The 18,016-nt window shown below is 63.4% G+C and carries 20 protein-coding genes; 11 read left to right on the top strand and 9 right to left on the bottom strand.

Annotated elements, in window-relative coordinates; genetic code table 11:
- Positions 1-275: 275 nt before the first annotated feature.
- Positions 276-2,024 carry a hypothetical protein gene (locus tag BGO80_RS04875; RefSeq protein WP_286719485.1) on the top strand — a complete coding sequence of 583 codons (1,749 nt, stop codon included), beginning with the start codon at positions 276-278 and terminating at the stop codon, positions 2,022-2,024.
- 179 nt (positions 2,025-2,203) lie between these two features.
- On the opposite strand, the gene BGO80_RS04870 is transcribed toward BGO80_RS04875, so the two are convergent.
- The 4 genes from BGO80_RS04870 to BGO80_RS04855 form a co-directional block, all read right to left on the bottom strand.
- A complete protein-coding gene (locus tag BGO80_RS04870; RefSeq protein WP_286719484.1) occupies positions 2,204-2,536 on the bottom strand; it encodes an SMR family transporter in 333 nt (110 codons plus the stop codon).
- Positions 2,533-3,834, bottom strand: coding sequence for a UDP-N-acetylmuramoyl-L-alanine--D-glutamate ligase (gene murD, locus BGO80_RS04865; RefSeq protein WP_286719482.1), 1,302 nt, complete (start codon positions 3,832-3,834; stop codon positions 2,533-2,535). Before murD ends, BGO80_RS04870 begins: the two co-directional genes overlap by 4 nt.
- A complete protein-coding gene (locus BGO80_RS04860; RefSeq protein ID WP_286719480.1) occupies positions 3,824-5,155 on the bottom strand; it encodes a MurL-like N-terminal domain-containing in 1,332 nt (443 codons plus the stop codon). Before BGO80_RS04860 ends, murD begins: the two co-directional genes overlap by 11 nt.
- 170 nt (positions 5,156-5,325) lie before the next feature.
- The gene (locus tag BGO80_RS04855) at positions 5,326-6,216 is read right to left on the bottom strand and encodes a metallophosphoesterase family protein (protein ID WP_286719478.1); all 891 of its coding nucleotides are present in this window, start codon (positions 6,214-6,216) and stop codon (positions 5,326-5,328) included.
- A 124-nt stretch (positions 6,217-6,340) separates the two neighbouring features.
- Here BGO80_RS04855 and BGO80_RS04850 point away from each other — a divergent pair, with 124 nt between their 5' ends.
- Complete coding sequence (locus BGO80_RS04850) at positions 6,341-6,814, top strand: NUDIX domain-containing protein (protein WP_286719476.1); 474 nt, start codon at positions 6,341-6,343, stop codon at positions 6,812-6,814.
- A gap of 110 nt (positions 6,815-6,924) precedes the next feature.
- Here BGO80_RS04850 and BGO80_RS04845 read toward each other — a convergent pair whose 3' ends face one another.
- Positions 6,925-7,884 (bottom strand): glutathione S-transferase family protein, encoded by a 960-nt coding sequence (locus BGO80_RS04845; RefSeq protein WP_286719474.1) that lies wholly within the window; start codon positions 7,882-7,884, stop codon positions 6,925-6,927.
- A gap of 364 nt (positions 7,885-8,248) precedes the next feature.
- Here BGO80_RS04845 and BGO80_RS04840 point away from each other — a divergent pair, with 364 nt between their 5' ends.
- The 3 genes from BGO80_RS04840 to BGO80_RS04830 all read left to right on the top strand — a co-directional run bounded on the left by BGO80_RS04840 (position 8,249) and on the right by BGO80_RS04830 (position 10,679).
- On the top strand, positions 8,249-8,794 hold the full coding sequence (locus tag BGO80_RS04840; RefSeq protein ID WP_286719472.1) for a GNAT family N-acetyltransferase: 546 nt from the start codon (positions 8,249-8,251) through the stop codon (positions 8,792-8,794).
- 77 nt (positions 8,795-8,871) lie between these two features.
- Entirely contained in the window at positions 8,872-9,498 is a 627-nt protein-coding gene (locus BGO80_RS04835; protein ID WP_286719470.1) for a CoA pyrophosphatase, read from the top strand.
- Positions 9,495-10,679: a CCA tRNA nucleotidyltransferase gene (locus tag BGO80_RS04830; protein WP_286719468.1), complete on the top strand. Its 1,185-nt coding sequence runs from the start codon at positions 9,495-9,497 to the stop codon at positions 10,677-10,679. The genes BGO80_RS04835 and BGO80_RS04830 overlap by 4 nt, the downstream gene beginning before the upstream one ends.
- Positions 10,680-10,737: 58 nt before the next feature.
- On the opposite strand, the gene BGO80_RS04825 is transcribed toward BGO80_RS04830, so the two are convergent.
- Positions 10,738-10,935, bottom strand: a complete 198-nt coding sequence (locus tag BGO80_RS04825) for a DUF1059 domain-containing protein (protein WP_126151148.1) — start codon at positions 10,933-10,935, stop codon at positions 10,738-10,740.
- Between the two features lie 68 nt (positions 10,936-11,003).
- Entirely contained in the window at positions 11,004-12,131 is a 1,128-nt protein-coding gene (locus tag BGO80_RS04820) for an AAA family ATPase (protein WP_286719466.1), read from the bottom strand.
- A gap of 49 nt (positions 12,132-12,180) precedes the next feature.
- Between BGO80_RS04820 and BGO80_RS04815 the strand changes: the two genes are divergently transcribed.
- Entirely contained in the window at positions 12,181-12,726 is a 546-nt protein-coding gene (locus tag BGO80_RS04815; RefSeq protein ID WP_286719464.1) for a DUF2062 domain-containing protein, read from the top strand.
- Between the two features lie 4 nt (positions 12,727-12,730).
- Here BGO80_RS04815 and hemF read toward each other — a convergent pair whose 3' ends face one another.
- A complete protein-coding gene (hemF, locus tag BGO80_RS04810; RefSeq protein ID WP_286719462.1) occupies positions 12,731-13,603 on the bottom strand; it encodes an oxygen-dependent coproporphyrinogen oxidase in 873 nt (290 codons plus the stop codon).
- Positions 13,600-14,091 (bottom strand): tRNA (cytidine(34)-2'-O)-methyltransferase, encoded by a 492-nt coding sequence (locus tag BGO80_RS04805; protein ID WP_286719460.1) that lies wholly within the window; start codon positions 14,089-14,091, stop codon positions 13,600-13,602. The genes hemF and BGO80_RS04805 overlap by 4 nt, the downstream gene beginning before the upstream one ends.
- A gap of 174 nt (positions 14,092-14,265) precedes the next feature.
- Here BGO80_RS04805 and petA point away from each other — a divergent pair, with 174 nt between their 5' ends.
- The 5 genes from petA (at position 14,266) to BGO80_RS04780 (ending at position 17,921) form a co-directional block, all read left to right on the top strand.
- Positions 14,266-14,844 (top strand): ubiquinol-cytochrome c reductase iron-sulfur subunit, encoded by a 579-nt coding sequence (gene petA / locus BGO80_RS04800; RefSeq protein ID WP_126151213.1) that lies wholly within the window; start codon positions 14,266-14,268, stop codon positions 14,842-14,844.
- A gap of 14 nt (positions 14,845-14,858) precedes the next feature.
- Entirely contained in the window at positions 14,859-16,109 is a 1,251-nt protein-coding gene (locus tag BGO80_RS04795; protein WP_126151143.1) for a cytochrome b, read from the top strand.
- A 14-nt stretch (positions 16,110-16,123) separates the two neighbouring features.
- A complete protein-coding gene (locus BGO80_RS04790; protein ID WP_286719457.1) occupies positions 16,124-16,981 on the top strand; it encodes a cytochrome c1 in 858 nt (285 codons plus the stop codon).
- Between the two features lie 161 nt (positions 16,982-17,142).
- Positions 17,143-17,337, top strand: coding sequence for a hypothetical protein (locus BGO80_RS04785; protein WP_126151141.1), 195 nt, complete (start codon positions 17,143-17,145; stop codon positions 17,335-17,337).
- Positions 17,338-17,387: 50 nt separating this feature from the next.
- Positions 17,388-17,921 (top strand): adenine phosphoribosyltransferase, encoded by a 534-nt coding sequence (locus BGO80_RS04780; protein WP_126151140.1) that lies wholly within the window; start codon positions 17,388-17,390, stop codon positions 17,919-17,921.
- Positions 17,922-18,016: the final 95 nt, after the last annotated feature.

The raw sequence follows: 18,016 nt of genomic DNA, 5'->3' as shown, positions 1-18,016 counted from the left end.
TCTTGCCCCGCGCCGCGCGGGACAATTCGAAAGCAAAAACTTCGCCCTGCGCGTCGACAAGACCGGCGCGGGCAGATGGATTTATAACGGGTGGTCAAATCATCCGGCGGGGCCTAGCCGTCGGAAAAAGCGCCGAGTGCAACACATCGACTGGCCGGCATATGGTGGATGTCCGGGAAGCTGAACAGGCAAACTGAGGTAAAACTGATGTAACCCGGCTTGCGTTTTACATGTAACGCGCCGAAAGTCATCTGCTGATGAGAGGGGGAGATTTGGTGGCGGGGGACCCAAATCGGGATGATATTGAACGGGCGCTCGCCAAAGTGCTCGATTGGCCCGAGATCGCCCGCTCCCCGCAATTGGCCCGCTTCATCGACTATATCGTGCGGCGCAAGCTCGACGGCGACGAGCAGTCGATCAAGGCCTATTCCATTGCCGTCGATGTGCTCGGCCGGCCGCCTGATTTCGATCCGCAATCCGATCCCATCGTGCGCGTGCAGGCGCGTCGGTTACGTGCGCTGCTCGAGCAATATTATCGCACCGATGGCGCCGGGGACGTGGTGCATATCCATTTGCCGGTGGGCCGTTACATCCCCGACTTCCTCGCCGCCGGTGCCGCGTCCAAAGCCGAAATAGAGCAGGACATGGCGCCCCCACAACCGCCGCCGCCAGCTGTCTCCGTCGCTCCGCCGCGCCGAAAACGTGGCGAAATCACCGTGCCGTGGTTCGTGCTGGTGGTTGGGATATTCGCCATCCTGGCCCTGGCCTATTCGCTGCTGACCCTCGGCCCCCGCCAGCCCGTGCAGGCCAGTCCCGCAGGCCTGCTCAGTCGCCCCATCGCCTCGGTGGTGGAATTTCAAAGCCTCACCGGCGATCCCGCCGACACACGTCTCGCCGCCGGGCTGGCGGTAGAGCTGGTCACCGATCTCGACCAGTTCGAGACCATCACCACGCTTTACGGCGGTAGCATGGGCGGCAGCGCCGCCGGCAATGGCGTCGACTATATTCTCAGCGGCATCGTGCGGCGCGAGGGGCAGATGCTGCAATATAGCGCCATCCTCACCGAAGTTGTCACCAGCTCGGTGGTGTGGAGCAAGGTGGTGTCACTGACCCCGGAGGAGGCGGCGCGCCCGGACGTGCTGGATTACGTGTCGGGACTGCTGGGCCGGGTGCTGGGCAGTCCGCGCGGACCGGTGCATGCCAAGGCGCGGGCGCTGCTGCTCAATGGCTCGCTCAGCGCCGCCGACGAAAATCTCTATCTCTGCCGCATGCTCTTCGACCTCTATCGCGAGCGTGAAAATGCAGCCATGGCGGAACGGGCCTCGAACTGCTTCCAGACCCTGCCTGAGCGCGACCGGCGCTCCGGCCAGGCGCTGGCTGGCCTCGCCAGTCTCCTGGTCGAGACCACCGGCGCCGATTCCGGCGGGCGTTCGCGCATGGAGGTGGTGGACCTTGCCCAGGTCATGCTGAACGAAGCGATCGAAGCATCGCCCACCAGCGGCTTTGTCTGGGAGCAGCGCGCGCGCCTGTTCGAAGCCATGGGGCGCCATGGCGAGGCGGAGGCGGCCTATGGTTCGGCGCTGCAACTCAATTCCGCCAATACCGACACCATTGCGGCCCGGGCCCGACACCTGGCCTTTACCGGCCGGCTCGAGGCCGCCGAGGCGCTGGCCTGGGGCGCCATCAACACCGCGCCCGATGCACCGGCCTGGTATCTCTGCGTGCCGCTGCTGGTGGCGCTCAAGGATGGAGAGTTTGCCGCAGCCATGGAGCTGGCGGAGCGCTATGCCGAGACCGACCGGGAACTGGGGCCTATCCTCACCATCATGGCGGCGCAGGGGCTGGGCGACGGGGAAATGGTCAATCGCTACCTGCCGCGCGTGCTCGATGTGCAGGCCTTCCGCCGCGCCGGGGTGCTGACGCAATTGCGCCGCCGCATTACCGATGACGATTTGCTGGCGCGGGTGCGGCAGTCGCTGGTCGCCGCCGGCCTCTCACCCGCGGCCCTGGTCGGCCCCTTCTGACCCCTGCTAGAGCTTTTCACGCTCTTGTTGACGCGGCTCCATCGCTCCCTCCCCCCTTGAGGGGGAGGGCCGGGGTGGGGGGTGGTTCAGTGATTCACTGATAGACCCCCTCCCTCAATCCCTCCCCTCAAGGGGGAGGGAGGCGAGAGCGCCCAGCGTCCACCTCGGTTTGAAATGATTTAGTGCGTTGAGGCGTGGCTGAAGAGGTTGATCACCAACACGCCCGCCAGGATCAGCCCGATACCGATCAGGGCCGGCAGGTCCAGCGTCTGGCCATAGGCGAAAAAGGCGATGATGGAGACGAGGATAATGCCGACGCCAGACCAGATGGCGTAGCCGATACCAACCGGGATGGTCTGCAGCGCCAGCGAGAAGAAATAGAAGGTGATGACATAGCCCACCACCACCACGACGCTGGGCACCAATTGGGTGAACCCCGCCGAGGCGCGCAGGAAGGAGGTGGCGATGACCTCGCCGACAATGGCAATGGCCAGGTAAAGTGCCCCGTTCATGCCGCACTCTCCGCAAAATGGTCCCGGCACAAGGCCACGAAGCGGTCGCCGCGCTGCTCGAAATTCTTGAACTGATTATAGGACGGCGCGCCGGGCGACAGGATGAGGGTATCGAACCGCGTCCGCAGACCGGCCAGCGCAGAGATCGCGTCTTCGAGTGTGGGGGCCTCCACCACTTCGATCTGTGGCGCCGCAGCCCGTACCTGCTGGGCCAGGCGCAGCCCCGTCACCGGCAATGTGGCCAATGTGGTGACGCCGCGCCCGTGTAACAGGCCGGCAAGCTCGGCATAGTCCTGCTCGCGCTCGTGGCCGCCGGCGATCAGGGCAATGCGGCGCCCGGGATAGGCCGCCAGCGCCGCCTTGGTGGCTTCGGGCGTCGTCGAGATGGAGTCGTCGACAATGGTCAGCGCGGCCAGCCTGTGCTCTTCGAGCCGATGGGGCAGGGGGCGGAAGGCGGCAATCCCTCGCAATACGCCGTCCATGGTGCCGCCGACGGCGAGAGCGATCTGCGCTGCCAGGAGGGCATTGTCGAGATTATGGGCGCCGCGCAGGCGCGAATGGGCGCTGGCATTCTCGATGGCCAATGCCTCCTCCGGCGTGAGATCGCGCAGCAGCCGGCGATGGTCGCGCACGGCGCGGGCCACCAGAGCATTGCCCTTGGCCGCGGCGCCAAGAGCCACGGTAAGTGGTCCGTCGCGATCCACCAGATGGAGCTTGTCGGCATAATAGCGCTCGACCGAACCGTGCCAGTCCACATGCTCGGGGTAGAGATTGGTGATTGCCGCCACGTCGGGCAGAAAATCCATATCGGCGGTCTGGTAGCTCGAGAGCTCGAAAATCACCACCTGATGCTTGTCGGCGATATCGAGCGGGGCAAGCCCGACATTGCCGGCCAGCCCCGCATCGATGCGCGATTGCACCAGCATCAGATGGGTCAGCGTCGCCGTCGTCGACTTGCCCTTGGTGCCGGTAATGGCGATGACGGTGCGGTCGCGCCGATAGGTCCTGCCCCAGAGATTGAGGTTGGAGGTGACCGCGATGCCATGCGCCCGCGCCGTCTCGAAGATCGGCTTGTAGCGAGACACGCCCGGGCTTTTGACGATAAGGCCGAAGCGGCCCGCCGCCATGGCGTCGGGCAGATCGGCAATGGCGATCTGTTCGGTCTCGGCAATATCGGCCGTGCCGCTGTCGACGGCCACGAAAACCTTCAGGTCAGGTTGGCTTGCCTTGAGAAAAGCGCGGGTGGAGAGGGCTTCCTTGCCCGCCCCATAGAGCAGGATCGGCGCGTCAAACCGCATAGGCGGCCACCTTGGCGGCCAGCGCCGGCGGGATATGATGGTCGCGGCTGTCGGTCAGACATTCGGCCATGGCCAATTGCAGCTTCTCTTCGCCATATTGGGCGAAGAGGTCGGCCTTGACCGCGCGCACCACGGCATCCTCATGCCAGTCGGCATGGCGGGTCAGCGTATAGAAGCATGCCGCCGCCTCGAGAATTTCACCCACGCATTCCCATGGCTTTTGCCCCGTCAGTCCCGCCAGTTCGCGGAAGGAATGCTCGTTCTTGGGTTCATCGAGCAGGTTCTTGCCAAAAATGGCGAGCAGCCGCTCCTTCTTCATGAAGGGCGCGAAGATCAGGAACACGAAATGGCATTTCGGGCATTCCCCGCACCAGAGCGGCCCGTCATTGCCGGTCAGGCGGAAATTGCGGTTGCAGCTCGAAAATACCGCATCGAACTTGGTGCTTTGTGTGAAGAGCGAGGCGATGCGCGCTTCCGAATAGGGGCGCAGCAGCGAGAAATATTTGAGCGCGCCGCCGGTGGCATTGGCCAGCGTGTCGGCGATCAGCAATTCGAAGCCCAGGGACTTGGAATATTGGTGATTGGTCTCGCGCCCGTCGAAAACCACATTGCCCTCGCTGGCGGAGCGCTCGTTGGAGAGCACGATCTGGCTATAGCCGTAGAGCAGGGCGCAGAGCGCCGCGATCATCGAATTGATGGCGGTGGAGGGCACGTGGCCATTGTAATAGCCCGGTTCCTTGCCCAGCCGGATCATCTCCGGATCGAGCGTGCGGGTGACGTAAAGCGGGGCTGTGCCGATGGCGGCGACCGAAGTCAGGATCGGGCCCTTGGGATTGACCGCAAAGGGGGTAAAATCGACGCCCGTATGGGTGAGCAGATCGACGCTGACCAGGCTGTCCTTGCCACCGCCGATGGGCAGCAGCGTGCGGTCGGGCAGGTCCAGCGCCGGCTGGCGCGCCCCCGGGTCGGTAGGGGCGACGAGGCTCAGCTTGCCGAAGCGAGAGAGCTCGTTGCGGGCATAGAATTCGCCGAGCCCATTTTCATAGACATCGATGACAAAGGCGCGCTCGGCATCGGTCAGCGCAATTTCGGGAGCCTCTATGGCAAAGGGCGCGCGCAGCTTGAAATAGCTGACGCCCAGCACCAGCCCGGTCAATCCAAGCAGCTTGGCAAAGGCCGGCGATACCGCCATCGCAGCATCCGCCCCCATGGGCAGTTGCAGTGTCTCGGTGAAGCTGAGATCGTTGAGGCGGTAGAAAAAGCGGGCTTCGCCCGTTGCCGGGTCGAAGGAAGGACGCTCGATGCGGAAGAATTCGGTCACGGGCAACTCGCTGGATGTTCTCTCCATATAGGTGATTTGCGCGTGTGGCGGGAGTGGGGTTTCGGCAGCGCGGTTATGGGTAGTCGGCTGCATCACGGCCATTGGCGCATAGGTCACATGGCCTGCTGACCTAAAGTCAAGCCACCGCCGCGCCTTCGCTTACAGATCGATCAATAGATCCGCATCTGCATGCGCATGACGATTTCCGAGCCGAGGCGCTGGAAGCCGAATTCGCGCATGGTGCATTGCCAGCCTTCGCCGGCGCGCTCGATGCGGAAGAGGTTGTAGCGGGCGGGATCGTCGATGGTGCCGCCCTTGGCGGCGCTGGCCGCGGCCACCCCGATCACCGGCACTTCATGGTCCTTGCCGGGAATATGGTGGATGGAAGACCGGTGTGTGTGGCCATGCAGCACCAGTTCGGCGCCATGCTCGGCGATGACCTGGCGGAACAGGCGGTGGCCCTTGAGGCCGAAGGAGGGGTGCTGCAATTCCGCATTGGGCGGGTGGTGGATCAGCACGGTGCGGAAATAGCCGGCATCGCCCATCAGCTTGAGGATACGCGCCAGGCGGGCGGCCTGTTTTTCCTCGAAGCGGCCGATGGCCATGAAGGGCGCGGTGGGCACGGCGCTCGAGCAGGAGATGATGGCTAGGTCGCCGACGCGGCGCACGAAGGGAAATGCCTCCCCTTCCAGCGTCTCGCCCTTGAGATAATCGCCCCAGTCCTCCTGCGCCGTCGCCAGGGCGCCGGGCACATAGGCATCGTGATTGCCGGGACAGACCGCGACCGTGTCGCTGGGCCCGAGGGCCCTTAGCCAGTCGCCGGCCCGTTCGATTTCGACGGGCAGCGCCAGATTAGTCATGTCGCCGGTGACGGCGGTGAAATCGGCGTTCTGGCCCTGCATATGGGCGACCAGCTGGGCCAGGGTTTCGCTGTTCAGCTCCCCATGCCGCTTCAGCTTCCAGTTGAGAAAGCCGGTCAGGCGTTTGCCGACCAGGTCACGCGGCCTGATGGCAGGCATGGGCGAGAGGTGAATGTCGGAAATGTGAGCGAGGGTGATCATTGCGGCGGTTTTGCCAGAAGCCGGGCGCTAAGAAAACGCTCAATCGTGCAATCGCACGATTTTGTCACGCGGACCTCTCTGCTAGAGCAGAGGCGAATGGTTCGGCCAGCACGGAGACAGGCAGATGATGAATCGCTTCCAGCGCGTGCGCGCCAAGGTGTTTTTGACCCTCAAGGGTCTCTGGCATCGCATGACCATGGGTACCCGCGTCATGGTGGTGGATGGCGACAAGGTCCTGCTGATCCGCCACACCTATGTGCCCGGCTGGCAGTTTCCAGGGGGCGGCGTCGGCCCCGGCGAGACTTTCGAGGAGGCCGGCGCCCGCGAAACGCTGGAGGAAACCGGCTATCGCGTGCTCGGCGCGATGCAGCTTTTCGGGCTCTATCACAATACCAGCCCGGTCACGAACCGCGACCACGTCGCCTTTTACGTCGCCACAAGCTTTGAAAAGGCCTTCGATCGCAAGCCCGACCACGAGATCGCCGAAGTGGGCTGGTTCGATCGCCACGCCTTGCCCGAAAAGGTCACCCCGGCAACCAGCCAGCGCATCGATGAATATTTCGATCGAGTCGAAAAGCGCGCCGTCTGGGGCTATTGATCGCGTCGCGACTTCCGTCTTTGCCCGGCTTGACCGGGCAATCCACTTCTTGGGCGTGGGCCACCCGGTCGAGCCGGGTGGCGACGATGGCCAAGAAGCGCAGCTCGCAATCAATCCAAAAACGGCAGTTCCGGACCGACCGGGATGATCCGGTGCGGATTGATCGTGGTGTGGCTCCAGTAATAGTGCGTGCGGATATGGTCGAGATCGACCGTTTCCTTGACGCCGGGCACCTCGTACAGCGCCTTGAGATAATGGCTCAGGTTGGGGTAGTCGGCGATGCGCTTACGGTTGGTCTTGAAGTGGCCGACATAGACCGCGTCGAACCGCACCAGCGTGGTGAACAGCCGCCAATCCGCCTCGGTGATGGTGTCGCCGGTGAGATAGGCGGTCTCGCCCAAAATCCCCTCGACCCAGTCCAGCGCTTCGAACAGTTTTGCCACGGCCTCGTCATAGGCGGATTGGGTTGTGGCGAAGCCGGCCTTGTAGACGCCGTTGTTGATGTCGTCATAGACCCGCGCATTGATCGCGTCGATCTGCGGGCGCAAAGCCTCTGGATAGTAATCGTCGGTATTGCCGGTCAGCTCGTTGAAGGCCGAGTTGAGCATGCGGATGATCTCCGCACTTTCGTTCGAGACGATGGTGTTGCGCTGCTTGTCCCACAGGATCGGCACGGTGACGCGACCGGTATAATTGGGGTCGACCTCGGTATAGACCTGCCAGAGCAGGTCCTTGCCGAGCACGGCGTCGCCGGTCGAGCCTTCATCGGTCCTGAAACTCCAGCCGGTTTCGTCGGGCATCTTCGGTGAAACGACCGAGACCGAGATGAGCTTGTCCAGCTCCTTGAGCTTGCGGAAGATCAGGGTGCGGTGAGCCCAGGGACAGGCGAGCGACACATAGAGATGGTAGCGGTCGGCCTCGGCCGCAAAGCCGCCTTCGCCAGTGGGGCCGGGGGCGCCGTCGGCGGTCAGCCAGTTGCGGAAGCCCGCCTGCGAGCGCACGAACTTGCCGCCCGACTTTGAGGTGTCATACCACTGGGTGGACCATTTCCCGTCGATCAATTGTCCCATTTCGGGTTCCTTTTTGTCATCTTGCCGTCGGCTTTTGCGGCTCAACTGCCCAAGGCGCGGCAAAGTTGCGGTGTTGAGTGTCACCTAGCGATCCGGCGCCCGTCCATAAAGACGGCTTCTGCGTAACAATCCGTTGTGCAAATGGGACACAGCGGCCCGCTCCGAAGAGGAATTTACGATATGGGCCATGCATTTCTATTTACGCCCGGGCACGCTGGTGCTAATGCGGATTCAGACGTGGAGGCGTCCAGGATGGTAAAGGTATCGCAGATGAACCGACGACCCTAAGCGGTCGTTCAAGACAGTGCCCGCATGCGGCGCTGCAGCTCTATCTGCTCATCATCTTTACTTCTGGATTTGCCCGATGAACACGCAAATTGCGGCCGATGCCGTCGCTCACCCTGTTGCTGGCCAGCCTGTCGTCCGTGTCGCCACGGCGCATGACGATGCCTTTGTCGAAGAGTTGCAGGCCATTGCTTTCGGTCCCGGCCGCTTTGCGCGCACCGCCTTCCGGGTGCGGGAGCGGTTCCCCATCGACACCAGCCTCAGCCTCATTGCCGAAGTCGATGGCACGCCCTGCGGCTCGGTATGGATGACCCCGATCAGCGTCGGTGGCCGCAAGGGCTATCTGCTTGGGCCGCTGGCCACCCATCCCAATTTCCGCAAGCGCGGCGCCGGCAAGCTTTTGGCGCGGGAAGTCAGCGCGCGGGCACTGGCACGGGGCGAGGGCGATTTCGTGCTTCTCGTCGGCGACCAGGACTATTATTGCCCGCTCGGCTGGGAAACCACCACGCCCGGCAATATCCAGTTCCCCGGCCCGGTCGATCCCAATCGCGTGCTGCTGCTGTCCGACGACAAGGCTCTTGCCAAGACCCTGTCCGGCGCCATCGCCGCCTTCGACGCGCGCTGAAACCGTCGAAAAGGGATGCCAGAGTGTGGCAGCTTGACTAAAGTCAGGCTGCCCCTTGATCCGATCCGGAAGCCTTCTTGACCCTCGATCCGCACTTCACCCAGGGTTTGCGCCAGCGCCTCCTGCCCGAGCCGCCACCCTGGGCGCCAGCCGAAGAGCTGGTGCCGGACTGGCAGCCGCTGACCCCGTTCAGCCGCCCGCCCGTGCCTGCTGCGGTGTTGATCGCGCTAGTGAGGCGTCCCGAGGGATTCACTGTGCTTTATACTGAACGCTCTCCCGATTTGCGGGCCCATTCCGGGCAGGTCGCTTTTCCCGGCGGCAAGATCGACAAGACCGATGCCGGCGCCGGCGCCGCCGCCCTGCGCGAAGCCTGGGAAGAGGTCGGCATGGAAGCAGGTGACGCCGAAGTCCTCGGCTACATGCCCACCTATTATACCGGCACCAATTATCTCATCGTGCCGGTGGTGGCCGAGGTCAGTCCCAGCGGCCCATTCGTGCCCAATCCGGGCGAGGTGCATTCGGTGTTCGAAGTGCCGCTCAGCCGTATTCTCGACGACGCCACCTATGGCCGCTACCACATCAGCCGCGGCGGCAAGCAGCATTCGACCTGGCAGATCGATCACGACGGCCACACCATCTGGGGCATCACAGCCAATCTGACGCGCCGGTTTCGTGATCTGGCGCTGGGCGAGGTGGCGGCATGATCCCGGACCGGTTGGATGATGTGGAGTGGCTGGCGCGGCCCGCAGTGCAGGCGATTTTCGCTGCCCTGGGCGGTGCCGAGGGGCAGACCCGTGCCGTTGGCGGAGTGGTGCGCGACAGTCTCATCGGTCGCATCGGCCAGGTCAGCGATATCGACATGGCTACGCAATTGCTGCCAGTGACGGTCATGCAGCGCGCCAAGGCCGCCGGGATATCCGCCTATCCCACCGGCATCGACCATGGCACCGTCACCCTCAAGCTCGACGATACAGTTGTCGAGGTGACGACCCTGCGCGAGGACGTCGCCACCGATGGCCGTCACGCCGAGGTGCGGTTCGGCATGGATTGGCGGGCCGATGCCGAGCGGCGCGATTTCACCCTCAATGCCCTCTATTGCCATGCCGATGGCACGCTGTTCGATCCGCTTGGCGGCGCCGCCGATCTGGTCAATGGCCGAGTACGGTTTATCGGCGAGGCCAGCCGCCGCATCGCCGAGGACGGGCTGCGCGTCTATCGCTTCTTCCGCTTTTCGGCCAGCCATGGCGGCGAAAACTTCGACCCCGATGGGCTCGCCGCCTGTGCGACCGCCGTCGGCAATCTCGACCATCTCTCCCGCGAGCGCGTCGGAAGCGAAATGCTGCGCATGCTGGCGCTGCCGCGCATTGCCCGTACCTTGGCGGTGATGCGTGAAATCGGTCTTGTCTCCTCGGACGAGGCAGTGCTGAAATCCCTGCTGCGCTACGAATCCTTTGGCGGGAAGGGCGCCGCTGCCCGGCTGGTTCTGCTTGGCATTGACCGGCTCGAAGCCTTGCGCGCGGACTGGCGGTTGTCCAATGCGGTGATGGAAGAGGCGTCCGCCATTGCTGACGCCGCCCAGTTGATCGCCAGCGATCAGACCGCCCGCGCCGCCTACACCCATGCCGAACGGGCCGTCGAAGGACTGGCCGTCGCCGCAGCGCGGGAAAACTGGCCGCGCGAGCGCCTCGCCGAAACCGCACGCGATCTCGCCCGCCTCCCGGTGGCTCCACTGCCGGTCAGCGGCAAGGACTTTATCGCCAAGGGACTAAAGCCCGGCCCCGATATCGGCACCGCCCTGGCCCGCGCCGAAACCCTTTGGATCGACAGCGCATTTTCGCTGTCGCGGGAGCGATTGATAGAAGGCGCATTGGGGCAGATCGGCTAGGACAAAAAGAAAGCGGCACCGCGTGGGATGCCGCCTTTGTCGTCTTACATCAGTTCGGTCAGTGTCGGGTCTTGGCCCCGTCATCGACATCGAAAATGCGTTCCTTGATGCGCTCGATCATGTCGGGGCGCACTTCGGTTTCGCCGTTGAGGTTTTTCATGTTCTCGACGGCTCGGCGGACCACCTCGGCTTCCGTTTCCGCCTGGGCATGCCAGGTCGAACCGGGGATGAGCGTGCCAGAATCAAAGCGTTTCATTGCTGAATCTCCTTCGTTCACATGCGTGGACGCGTCTTGAACAACGTAGGGTCTCAGAAAAGGTTGCCTCAGTCGTCGGGAAATATACCGATCTCGGACAATCCTTCGAGCCAGGTGCTGCCATTGCGCCGGATGACTTGGCGGGGCTGTGTGCCTGTTTCTTCAGCAATCGCGTCAGCCAGCATCGTCGAATGGGTCACCACCCAGACCTGCGTGCGCGCGGCGGCGCGGGAAATGGCGCGGGCGAGGGCGGGCAGCAGGTCCGGATGCAGCGAGGCCTCGGGTTCGTTGAGCGCGATGAAGGGCGGCAGTCGATAGGCGAGCAGTGCGCCGAGCAGCGCCAGGAACTGCAACGTGCCGTCGGAAAGCTCCGCCGCGCCAAAGGCCCGCTTGGGCATGTCGGGAAATATCATGGCGAAGCTGGCGAATTTCTCCGGCACCGGAATTTCCAGTCGCGCCCCGGGAAAAGCCTGGTCGATGGCAGCATCGAGGTCTGTGGTGTCGCCGCGAATATGTTTGAGCGTCGCCAGCACCGCGCCGAGATTGCCGCCGTCCGAATCCAGCATGGGCGCGGTAATGGCCAGCGCCGGGCGCCGCAATGGCGACTGCGGATCGGTGCGAAAGCCATGGTAAAAGCGCCAGCTGGCGAGCAAATGGCGCACCATGTCGACCTCTGGCAGCGTGCCGCGCAGCGCCGACAAGGCGGTTTCGCTGGCGAGGAGCGGGTCATCCATCTGCCGGCGCGGGCCGCTGTCGTCGCGATACCACAGCGCGGAGCGATCGCGCTGCAACAGCGTCACCGGCCTGCGCCCGGGCAGAATCAGCGTCTCGGACTTGATCTGCGGCTCTTCGGCGAACACGGCCTCATAGCGGGAATCGCCGAAGCCGACCTCGACGCCATAGCGGGGCAGGGTGGTGCCTTCGCCATCATCGGCCACGAGGCCCACCTCCAGCGCCAGCCGCGGCTTGTCGGTGACGCCGCGCTGGCCGGCCCACAGCACCGCGCCCAGTCCGCCCTCACGCGCAATGGCCATGGCCAGATCGCCAGTTGCCGCCAGGTGCAGCATCTCGAGGGCGCGGTAGAGATTGGTCTTGCCCACGCCATTGCCGCCGGTCAAAACCGTCAGGCGCCGCAGCGGAAAGCGGATGGCGCGGATGGAGCGGTAGCCCTTGATTTCGAGATCGGAGAGGGACATGCGTTCGTTCGGTAGTTCTCAGGCGCCAATCAGGCGCGGTGGTGCGATTATGACCAAAGCCAGGCCCATGTCACTGCGCGATCGGCTATGGCCGCGCATGGGATTGCGCCGCTATCTCACCTATCTGCAAAAGCGCCTCATGCGTCTTTCGGGCAGTCCGCATGCCATTGCCGCCGGGGTGGCGGCAGGGGCCTCGGTGGCCATGCTGCCGCTGTTCGGGCTGCACTTTCTCCTGGGCCTGGCGCTGGCCTTCCTGACCCGCGGCAGCCTCCTCGCCGCTGCCATCGGCGCGCTTTGGGGCAATCCGCTGACCTTCCCGCTTTTCGTTGCCGCCGGTTATGGTCTGGGCGACTGGATGCGCGGTGGCGGCGGCATGAGCCCGGAAGAAGCTGAGATCGTCCATGCGGTGGCGCAGAAGCTGCCGCACGGCCTGATCTCGAGCGATTTCGAGGCCATCTGGCCGACCTTCAGCACCAGCTTGATCGGCTCGATCCCGCTGGCCATCGCCGTCTATGCGCTGGCCTATATCCTGGTGCGCTGGCTGGTGCAGCGCTTCCGTGCCGCGCGGGCGCAACGCCTTCTGGCTCGGAAATAGTCGCTCACGGCCACTTCACCGCCGGAGGCATGGACGAGAGAATCGAGTTCACATTGCCGCCGGTCTTGAGCCCGAAGGTCGTGCCGCGGTCATAGAGCAGGTTGAATTCGACATAGCGCCCGCGCCGCACCAATTGTTCGTCGCGCTCCGCCTCGCTCCAGGGCTTTTCGAAATTGCGGCGCACCAGTTTGGGATAGATGTCGAGAAAGGCCTCGCCCACCGCCTGGGTGAAGGCAAAATCGGCGTCCCAGTCGCCCGAATTGAAATGGTCGTAGAAAATGCCGCCAATGCCGCGATGTTCATTGCGGTGCGGCAGGAAGAAATACTCGTCGCACCAGGCCTTGAAGCGCTCGTAATCGACGCCGGGTCGGTTCGCGCAGGCCGCCTGCATGGCGGCGTGGAAATCGACGCTATCGGGATCTGTCTGGGTGCGGCGATTGTCGAGCACCGGGGTGAGGTCGGCGCCGCCGCCCCACCATTGCTTGCCAGTGACGATCATGCGCGTGTTCATATGCACCGCCGGAACATGCGGGTTCCAGGGGTGCACGATCAGCGAAATGCCCGAGGACCAGAATTCCGTGCCCGCTTCCGTGCCCGGCATCTGGCGGGCAAAATCCTCGCTGAAATGCCCATGCACGGTCGAGATATGCACGCCTGCCTTTTCGAAGACGCGACCATGCAGCATGCCCATTTCGCCGCCGCCACCGGCTTCACGATCCCAGGGGGAGCGCTCGAACGTGCCCGGCGCCCTATCGGCGTGAATGGCAATGGCCTCGCGCTCGATGGCTTCGAATGCAGCATGGATGCGATCGCGTAAGCTGCGGAACCAGGCGCTGGCGGTGGATTTCTTGGTGTCGATATCGGCAGGTAAGGTCATGGCAGGGGATTGGACCCTTGGGCGAGCGATGTAAAGCGGCCAGTCTGCCGCATGGCTTCGCTCAATACCATCGCTCCGGCAATGGCAACGTTGAGCGAGCGCAAGCCGGACTGCATGGGAATGCGGACGCGCAGGTCCGATGCCTCGGCCACCGCGTCAGGCACGCCGGCGCTTTCGCGCCCCAGCATCAGGATGTCATTCTCATTATACTGCACCGCGAAGGCCGACTGGCTGGATTTGGTGGTCAGCAGGACCAGCCGTTTCTCCGCGCTGCGCCGCCACTCCTGAAAGGCCGCAAAACTGTCATGCTCGACCAGGTTCGCCCGGTCCAGATAGTCCATGCCCGAGCGCGCGAGATTGCGCTGGGTGATGGCGAAGCCGGCCGGATGGATGACATGAACGGGTACGCCCATGCAGGCGCCCAGCCGCAGCAAGGTGCCGGTATTGGCGGCGATATCGGGCTGGTAGAGAGCGAGCTCGAGCGTCATGGGGCGTGCTCTGGCGCAAACAAGGTGAAACTGCCGAGATTGTCGTGGGTATAGTGTCGCACTTGATCTATGTCATGTGGCGCGCACTGGACAAGTGCATGTGACAGTGCAAAAAGAGCCGAACCTGACGGGCCGCTTGAGGGCGGACGGCTGTCGATTCTGCATATGCAGGCGATGAAGCCGCGGCCGGTTCCGTCAATTGTGCATCGTACGGGGATACGGACCTTGGCCACGCAAGCAGAACATTCAACCACGAACCGGCGTGACTTTCTTTACGTCGCCACGGGCGCTGTGGGTGCCGTCGGCGCCGCCGCCGTGGTCTGGCCGCTGATCAACCAGCTCAATCCAGACGCATCGACCCTGGCTTTGGCCAGTATCGAATATGATATCAGCGCTATCCCTGAAGGCCAGTCGGTGACCATCACCTGGCGCGGCCTGCCCGTATTCGTGCGTCACCGCACGCAGAAGGAAATCGACGAGGCGCTGGCCGTGCCGATGAGCGATCTCAAGGATCCCGAGACCGACGAGCAGCGCACCAAGCCGGGTCACGAACAGTGGCTGATCATGATCGCCAACTGCACGCATCTGGGGTGCATCCCGGTTGGCGAGTCCGGCGATTTCGATGGCTGGTTCTGCCCATGCCACGGTTCGCACTATGACTCTGCCGGCCGTATCCGCCGCGGTCCCGCGCCGAAGAACCTGGTCGTTCCGCCTTATGAATTCGTCAGCGATACGCTGGTCCAGATCGGTTAGTGGGGGCTTTTCCGATGTCCGAACATTCTATCTACACCCCGGGAAATGCCGTCGAGAAGTGGCTGGATGACCGTCTGCCGGTCGTCCGCTTCGCCAAAGAACATCTCATGGACTTCCCCACCCCGAAGAACCTCAATTACTGGTGGACCTTCGGCGCGATCCTGGTCATGTGCCTTGGCGTTCAGATCGTCACCGGCATCATTCTGGCCATGCACTATGCCCCGAATGTGGGCCTGGCCTTTGACTCGGTCGAGCACATTCGCCGCGACGTCAATGGCGGCCGCATCATCCAGGCTACCCACGCCGTGGGCGCCTCGATGTTCTTCGTGGCCCTCTACATCCACATGTTCCGTGGCCTGTTCTACGGTTCCTACAAGGCGCCGCGAGAGATCCTGTGGATCCTGGGCGTGCTGATCTTCATCCTGACCATGGCGACCGCCTTCATGGGCTACATCCTGCCCTGGGGCCAGATGTCGTTCTGGGGTGCTACGGTTATCTCGAACATCTTCTCGGCCATTCCGCTGGTCGGCGAGAACATCAAGCAGCTGGTGCTGGGCGGCTTCGCCGTCGGCAACCCGACGCTCAACCGCTTCTTCTCGTTGCACTATCTGCTGCCGTTCATCATCGCTGCCGTCGTGGCGCTGCACATCTGGGCGCTGCACGTTCCGGGCAACAACAACCCGGTCGGCGTTGAAGTCAAGGACAGCCGCGACACCGTTCCCTTCCATCCGTACTACACGATGAAGGACCTGTTCGCGATGGTGCTGTTCATGATCCCGTTTGCCTGGTTCGTGTTCTTCGCACCCGACATTCTGGGTCACCCCGACAACTACATCATGGCCAACAGCCAGGTGACGCCGGCGCATATCGTGCCCGAATGGTACCTCTTGCCCTTCTACACCATCCTGCGCGCCATCGACTTCAACGTGCTGTTCATCGACTCCAAGCTTGGCGGCGTGATCGCCATGGCCGGCTCGATGATCGTGCTGCTGATCCTGCCGTGGCTCGATACGTCCAAGGTGCGCTCGGGTTCGTTCCGCCCGATGTTCAAGTGGTTCTATGCCCTGTTCGTGCTGAACTTCCTGGGCCTGGCCTATCTCGGCGCCCAGCCGGCCGAGGGCATCTACACCATGCTCGCCAAGGTCTGCACCGCTTACTACTTCATCTACTTCCTGGTCATCCTGCCGGTGCTGTCGCGGATCGAGACGCCCAAGCCGCTGCCGACCAGCATTTCCGAGAGCGTTCTCGGCAAGTCCAAAGCGTGATTGGGGCGACTGTCATGTTCAAGAACAAGATCATCATCGCCGCTCTAGCCGCCGTCATGGGCATGTCCGCCGCGGCTTCGGTCCAGGCCGCAGAGGGTGGTGCACACCCCGAGCGCGTCAACTGGAGCTTTGCCGGCATTTTCGGCACCTATGACCAGAACCAGCTGCAGCGCGGCTTCCAGGTGTTCCGGGAAGTCTGCTCCAGCTGCCATGGCGCCCACCTGATCGCCTTCCGCACGCTGAGTGAAGAGGGTGGCCCGAGCTTCTCCGAAGCTCAGGTCAAGGCGCTGGCCGCCGAATATGAAGTGACCGACCCAACCGCTGAAGGCGGCAAGCGTCCGGCTGTTCCGGCCGATCGCTGGCCCTCGCCCTTCGCGAGCGACCAGGAAGCCCGCGATGCCATGGGTGGCGCGCTGCCGCCCGACTTCTCGGTGCTGGCCAAGGCCCGCGGCGTCTCCGACCCGTTCCCGACCTGGATCTTCAACTACTTCACCGGTTACCAGGAAGGCGGCCCGGACTATATCCACGCGCTGCTCAACGGCTACCATGAGGAAGTCCCCGAGAATGCCCCGGAAGGCTTCGAGCTGGCCGACGGCAAGTATTACAACGACTACTTCCCCGGCCACGCCATCGGTATGGCACCGCCGCTGTCCGATGGTGCGATCACCTATACACCGGGCGAAGATGGCGTGACCGTCCCCGAGACGCTGGACCAGTATTCGCGTGACGTCTCTGCCTTCATGATGTGGATGGCCGAGCCGCACCTGGTGAGCCGCAAGCAGACCGGTTTTGTCGTGCTGCTGTTCCTCGTCCTGTTCGCTGGTCTCATGTACGCCACCAAGCGCAAGATCTGGGCCGGCATCGAGCACTAAGGCCGGTGCAAATCGAATTCTGTCAGGGGCCTGCGGGCCCCTGATGCATTTGCGGCGCCCGATTTGCGCCGACCGACAAATTTGGCGCGCCATTTGTCCTTAGGGTCTTGTCATCACCGGCTCCTGCCGTGATATTTGGGTTAGTCACAAAGGATCATGCCATGTCGGCCATTCGCCTTGCGGTCACCGTTGTCAGCGCTGCGATCACCGTCAGCCGCCATCCGGTGGTGCGGGCGGGCATGCAGGCTGTGGTCAATAATCCCAAGGCGCGCGAAACCGCGATCACCACCACGCGCAATGTCGCCTATAATGCCGGCGTGATTGCCCGACACGTGCTGGGCCGCAACAAGCCCTGACGCTGTCCGCCGGACCCTTTGTTCCCTGCTGCCCAACCGCAAGGCCGTCGATGTCTCTCGATCTCAAGTCGCTCGTCCGCACCATCCCGGATTATCCCAAGAAGGGCATTCTGTTCCGCGACATCACCACGCTGATCGAGCATCCCGAGGGGTTCAAGGAAAGCGTCGAGCGACTGGCCGCCACCTATCGCGGGCAGGGCATCACCCATGTCGCCGGTATCGAGGCGCGCGGCTTCATCTTCGGGGCTGGGGTGGCCATCGCGCTGGGCGTCGGTTTCATCCCGATCCGCAAGAAGGGCAAGCTGCCCGGCGAAACCATCGGCCAGAACTACGCGCTTGAATATGGCGTCGATACCATCGAGATCCATGCCGATGTGGTGAGCGCCGGCCACAAGGTGCTGCTGGTCGATGACCTGATCGCCACCGGCGGCACCGCCATTGCCGCGGTGGGCTTGCTGCGCCGCACCGGCGCCAGCTGCGATGACGCCGCCTTCGTCATCGATCTGCCAGATATTGGCGGTGCCGCGAAGCTGGCGGCCGAAGGCGTCAGGGTACAGTCCCTCATCGCCTTCGAAGGGCACTAGACCATTTCAACCTGAATTGGTTTCTGGGCACTTTCGCCTCCCTCCCCCTTGAGGGGAGGGATTGAGGGAGGGGGTCCATCAGTGATCACTAAATG

Origin of the sequence: Devosia sp. 63-57 (assembly GCF_001899045.1) — a bacterium.
GTDB lineage: Bacteria > Pseudomonadota > Alphaproteobacteria > Rhizobiales > Devosiaceae > Devosia > Devosia equisanguinis.
Note: the sequence above shows the minus strand (reverse complement) of the source record. Positions and strands in the feature narration are given on the sequence as shown.